Origin of the sequence: Acinetobacter ursingii DSM 16037 = CIP 107286 (assembly GCF_000368825.1) — a bacterium.
GTDB classification, from domain to species: domain Bacteria; phylum Pseudomonadota; class Gammaproteobacteria; order Pseudomonadales; family Moraxellaceae; genus Acinetobacter; species Acinetobacter ursingii.
Genome location: NZ_KB849717.1, coordinates 843,585 through 855,835, shown reverse-complemented (window position 1 = coordinate 855,835; position 12,251 = coordinate 843,585). Strand labels below are relative to the sequence as shown.

Sequence of the window (12,251 nt, the reverse complement as noted above, 5' to 3'; positions counted from 1 at the left end):
TATAACGTTTATGCCACAAGCAAAAAATATTCCACGTCTCCAATCTATCGATGCATTACGCGGTTTAGTGATTATGATCATGTTACTGGATCATGTTCGTGAAACATTTTATTTAGATAAACAGGTCAGTGATCCAATAAATGTCACTGAAACAGAGCCTGCACTTTTTTGGAGCAGGTTTTTGGCACATTTATGTGCACCTGTATTCGTTTTGCTTACGGGAATGTCGGCTTTTTTATTTCAGATGAAAACTCAGAGCATTGAACAAACCCGTCATTTTTTATTGAAACGTGGTTTGTTTTTAATTTTGCTGGAATTCACCTTGGTTAATTTTGCATGGACAGCTACTTTTCCTCCAGAGGTGATTTATTTACAAGTGATCTGGGCAATTGGTCTGAGTATGGTGATCTTGTCAATGTGTATCGGGCAACCTAAAAAGATTTTACTCAGTGTCGGGTTGTTGATCATTTTTGGTCATAATTTGCTAGATCAAATAAGCTTTAAAGATATTCCAATACTTGAACCTCTCTGGTTGATTCTGCACGAGCGGGGCTGGATTGAATTTGAAGGGTTGCGAGTCAGAACGTCATACCCCGTATTACCGTGGGTGGGTGTGATTTTATTTGGGTACTGTTTAGGGCAGTTTTTTCAGCCCAAATTTAATGCGCAGCAACGTGATTATTATTTGATCTTGATTGCGATGTTGAGCATTGTATTGCTTCGTTTGCTAAATGTCTATGGGGATGAAGCTTGGCAAAGTTATGATTCATTGACATTGAGTCTAATGAGCTTTTTTAACTTGACCAAATATCCACCTTCTTTATTGTTCATTTTGTGGAATGTCGGGATTGGATTGATCGTTCTGATTGCCTTTGAGCGATGGATTCAAACGCCTTTTTTGAAAGTGCTGGTGGTGTTTGGTTCAGTACCAATGTTTTTTTATCTACTACATTTATATGTGCTCAAACTGCTATATGTGATCTCTGAACTATGGTGGGGAGCAAATGAATCAGGCTATTTTTCAGTTTCTGGGGTAGCTCAATTATGGATCATCACATTATTTTTGATCTGTCTGCTTTATCCAGCGGTTAAGGCATTTTCAAGCTATAAGCATGCGAATAAGCATATTACATGGCTTAAATATTTTTAGTCGATCAATACAATGAGGTATGTTATGACAGGACGGAAAATGACCTGTCATAAGGCACCATAATGTTGCCAGCTACCGTTATAAGGAAGTGAATCATAATAGCCTTTGAGCAAGCTAAGTTCATAATATTGAACCGCTGCCAAAGCAATTAGTGAGCATAACAGTATGGCTTTGAGTAAATGAAGTTTTTGCGGATGTTGGGCAATAGAAGGAATGCCGAACAATGTCAAACAAACTGATGGCAATAATGCAATTGCTTTAAGATGGGTTAAAAACATAAATCCATAACTATAAATCAGCCCGATGACCAATAGAATCAAGCCTAAACCAGCTAGATTACGACTTCTTTCAGATTCACGCAGTGCAAAAATACTCTGAAGTGCAAGCACCACAATAGCAAAAAAATAAAACGGAGTGCCTCCAATCATGACATCGTAAGTTGCGTTTAAAGCACAAACGACCCCGATAATGGTGATGATTAACAGATAGATTACAGAATAAAACTTATGCGAAATGCTGTTTATTCTCGCCATATTCATTTTATTCCTCTACGTTTTATGACATGTGTTTAGCATATTCTTTTCAAAATAATCGTTCTATTTTACGCATGTAAATTATGTATAAAGCATGTTTGATTTTTAGCCATAAATGCTATTCAGATCGGGATCATACTGTCGATTTGTGAAGAAAGTGTCTTAAATTTGCTGGTCAGTTTGCGCTTTGAAAGGATGAGTAGCTATTTAACATTCAGGATGCTTTCGCTAATGAACGCTCTAATACGACTATCAACAAAATTTTAATAGGACAGATGATGCGCTTTAATAGGCTTGAGTAATAGCTTAGCTTTTTTTGAAAGGTATAAAAATGGAATGTAACGGCATCTAAAGTTTAGAGGGAGGGAAATTAATCTATTTATTTAAAATACATTAATTTTTTAGATAACCGCTACATTCCAATAGAGGCGTATTCTAGATGAGATGAATATCAATAATCGAATTTTAATTTGAAATGATTAAATTTTTACAATAAATACAAATTATATCAGAAAAATCCTTATTTTATTCATAATATTGTGAAAATTGAAAAGTGTAGTTTCTTGAGGTTTAGTCTAAAAAATAATAAAAATGCACATCAGCTGAGGTATTGACGCGTTGAAATTGTACGAGGTGTACGATAGATGATGCAAAATTTCAATCATCGAACATGGGGGTAAATTAGTCCGATGATTGATCAGGATGAATTAGGCGCGATAAAAAGGTGCTTCGGAACGTGGTAATGGCGCATGCCCACGAATTTGATCTGCAATTTTCTCCGCCATCATAATGGTGGTGGCATTCAAATTGCCCGTAATGATTAATGGCATAATGGAGGCATCGACTACACGTAAGCCTTGCATACCATGAACTCGACCCTGATGGTCGACCACTGCCATCTCATCTTCACCCATTTTGCAGCTACATGATGGATGGTAGGCGGTTTCAGCATGATTGCGTACAAAGTCATCCAGCTCAGCATCACTCGAAAGTTGTTTGCCTGGACTGATTTCTTCACCGCGATATGGATCAAGCGCGGGCTGATGCATAATTTCACGAGTAATACGGATCGCCGCACGAAATTCCTGCCAGTCCTGTTCAGTGGACATGTAGTTAAACAAAATACTTGGATGTTCAAATGGATCTTTGGATTTTAGTTTGATACGACCACGTGATGGAGAACGCATGGAGCCCACATGGGCTTGAAAGCCATGTTCTTTAACGGCATTACTGCCATTGTAGTTGATCGCAACTGGTAAAAAGTGATATTGAATATTTGGCCATGCAAACTCATCTGAAGAACGGATAAACCCACCTGCCTCAAACTGGTTGCTTGCTCCAATGCCTTTACCTAAAAACAGCCATTCTGCGCCAATGGCAGGTTGGTTATACCATTTGAGCGCAGGGTAGAGCGATACAGGTTGTTTACACTTATATTGCAAATACATTTCCAGATGGTCTTGTAGGTTTTCACCCACCCCCGGCAAATCATGGATGACTTCAATATCCATCGATTTTAAAAAGGTACTTTGTCCCACACCAGAGCGCTGTAAGATTTGTGGAGAGGCAATTGCGCCCGCACACAACAGCACTTCTTTATTGGCATAGACTTTTTTTAAATCATGTTGATGGGCACCTTGAATATATTCAACACCAATCGCTTGTTTGCCATTAAATAAAATTTTGTTGGTCGTCGCATGGGTCGCAATTGTTAAATTCGGACGATCTTTTGCCAGATCCAGATAACCACGCGCAGTACTGGAGCGGCGACCATTTTTGGTCACAGTGCGATCCATCGGACCAAAACCTTCTTGCTGATAACCATTTAAATCATCGGTTCGAGGATAACCTGCCTGTACACCTGCTTCGACCATGGCATGAAATAAGACGTTATTATCCTGTTTAGGCGTTGCGACACTGACAGGGCCATTTTCACCATGATAATCATTGCCACCAATATCGCGGGTTTCTGCTTTTTTATAATAAGGCAGACAGTCGGCATAGCTCCAATTTTCCAGACCTTTGAGTTTTGACCAACCTTCAAGATCCATGGCATTACCACGGATATAGCACATACCATTGATCAGCGATGACCCGCCTAAGCCTTTACCCCGACCACATTCCATACGGCGGTTATTCATGTACGGTTCAGGATCGGTCAAATACGCCCAGTTGTATCTGCGACCTTGTAATGGATAAGCCAATGCTGCGGGCATCTGAGTACGGAAGTCCAGACGATAGTCAGGCCCTCCTGCCTCTAAAAGCAAGACCGAAACATGGGCATCTTCAGTTAAACGTGCAGCCAGTACATTGCCTGCTGAACCAGCTCCAATAATAATATAATCGTAAGATTGAGTTGTCATTACTATTCCTTAATATTGTAGGCGTCAAGCTGCCTGAGCAGCATTGACAGCAGATGTTTTGAGGAAAATAAAAGAAAAATACAAAGAGTATAAAATGGGTTAAAACACGCTTTGATAATCACCCAGTTCAACTTGAATCGACTTGGTGCGGGTATAATGATTGAGCGTTGAAATCCCGTTTTCACGACCGACGCCTGACTGTTTATAACCGCCTACAGGCATTTCGGCAGGGGATTCACCCCATGTGTTGATCCAGCAAATGCCTGCTTCAAGCTGATGAATCAGGCGATGCGCCTGAGAAATATCTTGAGTCACGACACCCGCAGCCAAACCAAAATTAGTATTGTTAGCGCGTTGAATGGCTTCTTCAATCGTGTCATAAGCCAAAATGCTCATGACGGGACCAAAGATTTCTTCCTGTACAATCTTCATGTCATCAGTACAGTTTGCAAATACAGTGGGTAAAACATACGCACCTTGTGCTAATGAACCCGTTGTTGCACGTTCACCGCCAATCAGTAATGTCGCCCCTTGTTGTTTGCCTGATTCAATATAAGACAAGACTTTTTCCATATGTGGAAAACTGGTCAACGGGCCAAAATTGGTGTCCGCATTTATTGGATCACCGATGCGAATCCGTTGAACCCGTTCAATTATTGCTTGTTCAAAATCAGACTTTAGCGATTGTGGAATAAAGACGCGTGTACCATTGGTACAGACTTGACCTGAACTAAAGAAGTTAGCCATCACAGCAATATCAGCAGCACGATCAAGATTCGCATCTTCACAGATGATGAGTGGTGATTTTCCACCCAACTCCATGGTGACTTCTTTTAGCGTGGAACCCGCAGCACTCGCCATGACTTTTTTGCCTGTTTCTACACCACCTGTAAACGAAATTTTTTCAATCACAGGATGCTCAGTCAGCCATTGCCCAATTTCACCGCCAGCGCCTTGCACTACATTAAACACGCCATTAGGCAGTCCAGCTTCTGTATAAATTTCAGCAAGTTTAAATGCCGTGAGCGGTGTTACTTCACTCGGTTTAAAAATCATGGCATTGCCCGCAGCAAGGGCAGGGGCAGATTTCCAAAGTGCAATCTGGATGGGGTAGTTCCATGCGCCAATACCAGCAACCACACCTAAAGGTTCACGGCGAGTATAAAAAAAACTGCTTTCACGTAGTGGAACCTGTTCGCCCTGAATTGCAGTCACCAGTCCTGCATAATATTCAAGTACATCTGCACCAGTGACAATATCCACTGTAGAGGTTTCGCTAAAAGCCTTGCCAGTATCCAGTGTTTCTAAATGAGCCAGTTCATCATTACGTTCACGTAAAATATCGACTGCACGGCGCAGAATGCGTGAGCGTTCAATCGCAGTTTTACTTGCCCAGATTTTTTGACCTTCAGTTGCACTTTTTACCGCAGCTTCAATATCTGCTTGAGAGGCTTGTTGAATGGTGGCAATGACTTTACCTGTTGCAGGGTTGATGCTATCAAATGTTTTGCCACTGCTTGCATCTGCATATTGTCCATGGATATATAAACGATGAAGTTTTACATCACTCATTTTGTCTCTCCTGCCTTGTGTGTTTCATCAGCTTGAGCTGTGTATCGACATAGTTATAAGCAATCGAACGTGCCATTGTCGCATCAAATTCCGCATCGCCATTTAAACTTCCACGTAACCATAAACCATCAATCAAAGCGGCAAGACCACGAGCCGCGATACTGGCCTGATCCTCGGGAAGTAATTTCAGAAAATGAAATTTCAGATTGGAATACAAGCGTTGATCATTAATGCGTTGTAATCGTCCCAATTCGGGCATATGCATACTGGCCGACCAAAAATCTAGCCAGATGCGCATCGCTCTTTGATTGATCTGACTAATGTCAAAGTTTGAATCAATAATTGCTTTAATCATGTTCTGAGGGTCAGAGTCGCTGAGTTCTGCTTTGTATTGAGCGGTTTTACCTCGTAATACATTCAGCATTTCCAACATACAGGCATTAATTAAACCCTGTTTATCACCAAAATAATGACTCACAATCCCCACTGAAAGTTGGGCTTTTTTTGCAATTTGAGCAATGGTGGTATTGGATAATCCCACTTCATAAATCACGTCATAGGCGGCGTTGATAATTTCTTCACGGCGCACATGCTCAGGTTTAACTTGGCGTTTGTTCATGTATGTCCTTAAAAATATAAGGTTTTGCTTCAATCAGTTGGTTATAGAACATGATCGCATTTTTTTATCATAACGCTTATTGATTGAACGTTCAATCAATAAGCGTTATGATTGTATCGTAAAATTGTTGCAACAAGGTGTGGAAGAGGCAAAGAGTTATTTTTAAATATGTGGCAGTCGATGATGTTGCTTTAACGCGATGTTCGATTGCGCATCTCGGAAAAATCCTTTGCATTTTCTATACATAGAATATCTGGATTTGTAAATGCAGATATCCAATCATGGAGTCAATCGGTGGCGATATCGTAATTGAAGAATCTATTACAAGCCTACATCCTGCTGTGGTCTAAGCTTGAATGGATTAAGTCTATTCACTGATATTGAGCATTTAACTTTTTTTTAATTTTCTAAAATTTACTTGAGGATTGTATGGCAACAGATAATCCAAGAGCAGTCGATGATCAAGAGACTCATCCAAAAGATCGTTTAAATCGTGTGGTCTTTTATGTTTCTGCCCTTATTATTTTAATATTTTCACTGACCACGATTTTATTTAATGACTTTGCCAATCATGCATTAAACGCAGTTTTAGGTTGGGTCAGTTCAACCTTTAGCTGGTACTATCTGCTGGCTGCCACCTTATATATGGTGTTTGTGATTTTTATCGCCTGCTCACGTTATGGCAATATTAAATTGGGTCCAAAACATTCCAAGCCTGAGTTTAGCTTATTAAGCTGGTCAGCCATGCTATTCTCTGCGGGCATTGGTATCGATTTGATGTTTTTCTCAGTGGCTGAACCATTATCGCACTATATGCATCCGCCAGTGGGAGAGGGGCAAACCTATGAAGCTGCACGTCAAGGTATGGTCTGGACACTCTTTCATTATGGCTTAACAGGCTGGTGTATGTATGCCCTCATTGGGATGGCACTGGGCTATTTCAGTTATCGCTATAACTTGCCACTCACCATTCGTTCTGCCTTATATCCAATTTTTGGTAAAAAAATTAATGGGCCGATTGGTCATAGTGTGGATACCGCTGCGGTGATTGGAACGATATTTGGTATCGCAACGACTTGTGGTATTGGTGTGGTTCAGCTGAATTATGGCTTACACGTATTATTCGATTTACCTGAAAATTTATGGATTCAAACTGCGCTCATTTTAGTGGCAGTCATTATCACCATTATTTCGGTCACGTCTGGTGTCAATAAAGGCTTAAGAATTTTATCTGAGATCAATATTTATGTCTCGATTGGGCTGATGTTGTTTATTTTGTTTTTAGGCAATACTGAATTTTTACTCAATGCGCTTGTTCAAAATGTGGGGGATTATCTCAGCCGGTTCCCAAGTCTGGCGCTGGAAAGCTTTGCATTTAATCAACCCAAAGAATGGATGAATAGCTGGACGCTGTTTTTCTGGGCATGGTGGGTGGCGTGGTCGCCATTTGTAGGGCTATTCCTAGCACGTATTTCACGTGGTCGTACCATCCGTGAGTTTGTGTCAGGAACCTTAATTATTCCACTTTTATTTACTCTCACTTGGTTATCTATTTTTGGGAATAGTGCATTACACAACGTTATTTTCGACGGCAATATTGCACTGGCTGAAACGGTACTATCTAATCCAGCACATGGTTTTTATGATTTATTGGCTCAATATCCGTGGTTTCCGTTTATTGCAGGTGTTGCAACCATTACAGGCTTACTATTTTATGTGACATCCGCGGATTCGGGTGCGCTAGTATTGGGTAACTTTACCACGCAATTTACCAATATTGATCATGATGCGCCGCGCTGGCTCAGTGTGTTTTGGGCTGTTGCAATCGGTTTACTCACCTTAGCGATGCTGATGACCAACGGCATTACCGCACTACAAAATGCCACCATTATTATGGGACTGCCGTTTAGTTTTGTAATATTTTTGGTGATGGCGGGTCTTTATAAATCTTTAAGACTTGAAGATTATCGGCAAGCCAGTGCCAGTTTAAATGCTGCCCCTGTCGTCGGAAACGTAGATATTTTAAATTGGAAAAAGCGTTTGTCCCGAGTTATGCATCATCCAGGAACATTTGAAACCAAAAAAATGCTGAATGAAATCTGTCGTCCAGCCGTTGTGGCGGTGACTGAAGAGTTGCAGAAACGGGCTATTCAAGTTGATGTTACCGAAGTTCCACTTGAAGAAGATGCAGAGTTGTATCATCTGGATATCACCATTCATCTGGAAGAAGAGCAGAACTTTATCTACCAGATCTGGCCTGTACGCTATATCGCGCCAAACTTTAGTGAGCGTGGCAAGCGCGGAAAACAGTTTTATTATCGTTTGGAAACTTATTTATATGAAGGTTCACAGGGTAATGATCTTGTAGGTTATACCAGAGAACAGGTCATTAATGACATTCTGGATCGTTATGAACGACACATGACTTTCTTACATATTAATCGGATTAGTCCCGGTAATCGTCCGCTTTTTCCAGATCCTAAAGCTTAGGAGAGCCCTTGAATGTTAAAGCCGTATATTCATTCCTTTGCCTTGTTTTTTTCTTTGCTCAATCCCTTTTTGATGAGCATTTATATGGTGGGCATGATCCGAAATTCGGAAGCCAAAGTGTTTAACAGGGCACTGATTCAAGGATGCGTGATCGCTTTCGTGGTATTTATGCTATTTGCATGGGGAGGCGAAACCATCTTTAGTAAATATCTCAATGTACGTTTTGAGGCTTTCCAGATTTTTGGTGGACTCATCTTTTTGGTGATTGGCTATCGCTATGTGTTTCAGGGTGCGGATACTATCGGCGAGATGCGCGGCGCGCCTGAACATTTGGCAGGCACCATTGCTATGCCGTTTATGATCGGGCCAGGAACCATTAGTGCGGCTGTTGTGACTGGCATCGGTTTACCGATTGGTGGAGCAGCACTGATTATCGCATTCACTCTTGCCATTACCTGTAGTCTATTAATTCTGATGAAATTTGCGCACGATCATTTACGCTATAAACATGCTAAATATATCGATCGTTATGTGGATATTGTCGGGCGGTTGTCTGCCTTACTCATTGGAACCATTGCAATTGATATGATTATTACAGGCATTGTTGGAGTGATCAGAGATATTCCTGTTACGGGTTAAAATATAAAACTCAGGTTGTTATATTTTCATACTGACCTGAGTTTTATTTTAAAACAGCGTTGGTATTAATAGCACTATTTAGGCTTTGTTTAGAATTAAAAAGTTTTGATCATGGATCAATCGATTATAAGATTTTAAAGTCACTTTAATGATTAGACTTGTTTCATAATGATTTAAACCCTCTTTATTTTGGGACTGTAGGGAGAAATAAAAGAAACGTATGAAAGGAAGTCGGTTATAAATAATACTCATTTTCAGTTATATTAAATAATCCGTTGATTTGCCGATCTAGACATTTTTTTCTTAGCAAAAAGGGATCATAATAAGACGCTTATGTTATTGTTTCATAGAGTCCGTTAAATGTCTCCATTAGATCAAATTACTCAGGCTTCGGATGAGCAAGCCGAGTTGGCAATGTCAGTGCTAATGACTCCTGATATGGCAAATTTTTCAGGGAATGTTCATGGTGGAACAATTTTAAAACTACTTGACCAAGTCGCTTATGCTTGTGCAAGTCGTTATTCAGGCAGCTACGTGGTGACTCTATCAGTAGATAAAGTTACGTTCAAAGAGCCAATTTATGTGGGCGAGTTGGTCACTTTTATGGCGTGTGTGAATCATGTGGGTCGAACCTCAATGGAAATAGGGATTCGTGTTGAAGCACAAGACATTCGAAAAAGAACGATTCGTCATACCAACAGTTGCTACTTTACTATGGTAGCCGTTGACGAAAACGGTAAACCTCAACAAGTCCCTTGCTTAAAACTGGATAATGATTTGAAGCGCTGTCGTTTTGAAGCAGCAGAACAAAGAAAGATTCACCGTTTGCAGCAAAACACCCAGCCTTCTTGCAGTATGTATCGTAATACCTGATTGTTTCTAATCAGTTAAAATTTAATAACTAAGTTTTGAACAATAAAAAAGACCGCAAAAGCGGTCTTTTTTTGACGTTGAATTTTCGCTTGAAAATTAACGTTTGATGTCGCGCTGAGTTTCGCCAGTATAAAGCTGACGAGGGCGACCGATTTTGTAAGCTGCGCTGTGCATTTCTAACCAGTGGCTGATCCAGCCTACAGTACGAGCAAGAGCAAAAATAACCGTAAACATGGTTGTTGGGATACCAATCGCTTTAAGAATGATACCTGAATAGAAGTCTACGTTTGGATACAAGTTACGCTCAATGAAGTATGGATCAGAAAGTGCAATACGTTCAAGTTCCATGGCAAGTGCAAGTTGTGGATCGTTAATACCCAATGCAGCAAGCACTTCGTCACAAGTTTGTTTCATGACTTTAGCACGTGGATCGAAGTTTTTATAAACACGATGACCGAAGCCCATGAGTTTCACTTCTTTACGTTTTACTTTTTCCATGAACTCAGCAACGTTTTCTACGCTACCAATTTCATCAAGCATTTTCAGTACTGCTTCGTTCGCACCACCATGCGCAGGACCCCAAAGTGCAGAGATACCGGCAGAAATACATGCGTATGGATTTGCGCCAGTTGAACCCGCTAAACGTACAGTAGATGTAGATGCATTTTGTTCGTGGTCAGCATGCAAAGTAAAGATACGATCCATAGCTTTAGCAAGCACTGGATTAACTTTGTAATCTTTATCAGCAGGAGTAGCAAACATCATGTATAGGAAGTTTTCAGCGTAACTTAAATCGTTACGTGGATACATAAATGGTTGACCTACAGTGTACTTGTAGCTCCATGCTGCAAGAGTAGGAATTTTAGCAATTAAGCGAACTGCTGTAATTTCGCGATGATTAACATCTTCGATATCAAGCTGATTGTGATAGAACGCAGATAAAGCACCTACGACACCAACCATGATTGCCATTGGGTGTGCATCACGGCGGAAACCATTGTAGAAGCGACTAACTTGATCGTGAACCATCGTATGGGCACGAACTTTTTTGTCAAAATCTTCTTTTTGCTCTTGGTTTGGTAGCTCACCATTGAGAAGAAGGTAGCAAGTTTCCAAATAATCTGTTTGCGTTGCAAGTTGATCAATTGGGTAACCACGGTGTAACAAAATACCTTTGTTACCATCAATGAATGTGATCTTTGATTCACAAGAGGCAGTCGCCATAAAACCAGGATCAAAAGTAAAGTGACCTGAGGCCAATACATCTTTAACGTCGATTACATCTGGGCCCAATGTGCCGCTGTAAATTGGTAATTCAATTTCTTTGCCATCAAGCTGTAATACGGCTTTTTTGCCAGTTGCTTCAGACATTCAATAGATCTCCTGTCCTGGTGAATGTTAATCTGACTCGAAGTACTAATCTTTTCATTCGCGAATCAGACGGGGTCAAAAATTGCTATAAGATTAGAGGCTACTGTGATTTTGTCAATCATACTTATGGATGAAAAACACTTGATCCATAGGGAGATATTCCATGTGCATTACTCAGAAAAAACTGAATAAAATCACAGTCTCGACGGGCTATAATAAGTCAAATTTATGACGAGGTGCAGAAAAAAATCAGTCCTCAGGAGTAAATTGTAAGCAAATTTATTATGTGCTAGGCAGTTTTTTAATCTGAAACAAAATGCCAATTTTTACTTAAAATGAATGAAATCCGATAACTTAGCTTTGCATTGAGTGGACTTTTATCAGTGTAAATTCCACCACTAAAAAAAAGTGGATATTAAAAAATAGAAGTTTAATTGATTAAAAAATAGCTTGTTGAGTGGCCACTTTTGCCAAGAAATGCGTCCTAATACGAGACGACAAGCAGTTTTTCTGAGATGTTTTACTGATTCGATTGTATTTAGTGACAGTTTGTTTTCAGAGTTATACACAGAATAAGTCGCTCTTTCTCATACGATTGTGGTGTCAAAAGTATGAAAAAGAAGTTTTGTATTTTTAAATGA

At 40.1% G+C, this 12,251-nt stretch carries 9 protein-coding genes; 4 read left to right on the top strand and 5 right to left on the bottom strand.

What is annotated here, in order from left to right; genetic code table 11:
• Window positions 1-10 precede the first annotated feature (10 nt).
• Window positions 11-1,150 carry an acetyltransferase domain-containing protein gene (locus F944_RS11550; RefSeq protein WP_004990741.1) on the top strand — a complete coding sequence of 380 codons (1,140 nt, stop codon included), beginning with the start codon at window positions 11-13 and terminating at the stop codon, window positions 1,148-1,150.
• A gap of 47 nt (window positions 1,151-1,197) precedes the next feature.
• On the opposite strand, the gene F944_RS11545 is transcribed toward F944_RS11550, so the two are convergent.
• The 4 genes from F944_RS11545 to betI all read right to left on the bottom strand — a co-directional run bounded on the left by F944_RS11545 (window position 1,198) and on the right by betI (window position 6,237).
• Window positions 1,198-1,689, bottom strand: a complete 492-nt coding sequence (locus tag F944_RS11545; protein WP_004990740.1) for a hypothetical protein — start codon at window positions 1,687-1,689, stop codon at window positions 1,198-1,200.
• Between the two features lie 701 nt (window positions 1,690-2,390).
• A complete protein-coding gene (gene betA, locus F944_RS11540; protein ID WP_004990739.1) occupies window positions 2,391-4,046 on the bottom strand; it encodes a choline dehydrogenase in 1,656 nt (551 codons plus the stop codon).
• A 99-nt stretch (window positions 4,047-4,145) separates the two neighbouring features.
• A complete protein-coding gene (gene betB / locus F944_RS11535) occupies window positions 4,146-5,618 on the bottom strand; it encodes a betaine-aldehyde dehydrogenase (protein ID WP_004990737.1) in 1,473 nt (490 codons plus the stop codon).
• Window positions 5,611-6,237 carry a transcriptional regulator BetI gene (gene betI / locus F944_RS11530; protein WP_004990735.1) on the bottom strand — a complete coding sequence of 209 codons (627 nt, stop codon included), beginning with the start codon at window positions 6,235-6,237 and terminating at the stop codon, window positions 5,611-5,613. The genes betB and betI overlap by 8 nt, the downstream gene beginning before the upstream one ends.
• A gap of 429 nt (window positions 6,238-6,666) precedes the next feature.
• On the opposite strand from betI, the gene F944_RS11525 reads away from it, so the two are divergent.
• The 3 genes from F944_RS11525 (at window position 6,667) to F944_RS11515 (ending at window position 10,239) form a co-directional block, all read left to right on the top strand.
• Window positions 6,667-8,727, top strand: a complete 2,061-nt coding sequence (locus F944_RS11525; RefSeq protein WP_004990733.1) for a choline transporter — start codon at window positions 6,667-6,669, stop codon at window positions 8,725-8,727.
• A gap of 12 nt (window positions 8,728-8,739) precedes the next feature.
• Window positions 8,740-9,366, top strand: coding sequence for a MarC family protein (locus tag F944_RS11520; protein WP_004990729.1), 627 nt, complete (start codon window positions 8,740-8,742; stop codon window positions 9,364-9,366).
• A 360-nt stretch (window positions 9,367-9,726) separates the two neighbouring features.
• Window positions 9,727-10,239, top strand: a complete 513-nt coding sequence (locus F944_RS11515) for an acyl-CoA thioesterase (RefSeq protein WP_004990728.1) — start codon at window positions 9,727-9,729, stop codon at window positions 10,237-10,239.
• Between the two features lie 96 nt (window positions 10,240-10,335).
• Here F944_RS11515 and gltA read toward each other — a convergent pair whose 3' ends face one another.
• Window positions 10,336-11,610 carry a citrate synthase gene (gene gltA, locus F944_RS11510; RefSeq protein WP_004990720.1) on the bottom strand — a complete coding sequence of 425 codons (1,275 nt, stop codon included), beginning with the start codon at window positions 11,608-11,610 and terminating at the stop codon, window positions 10,336-10,338.
• Between the last annotated feature and the right edge of the window lie 641 nt (window positions 11,611-12,251).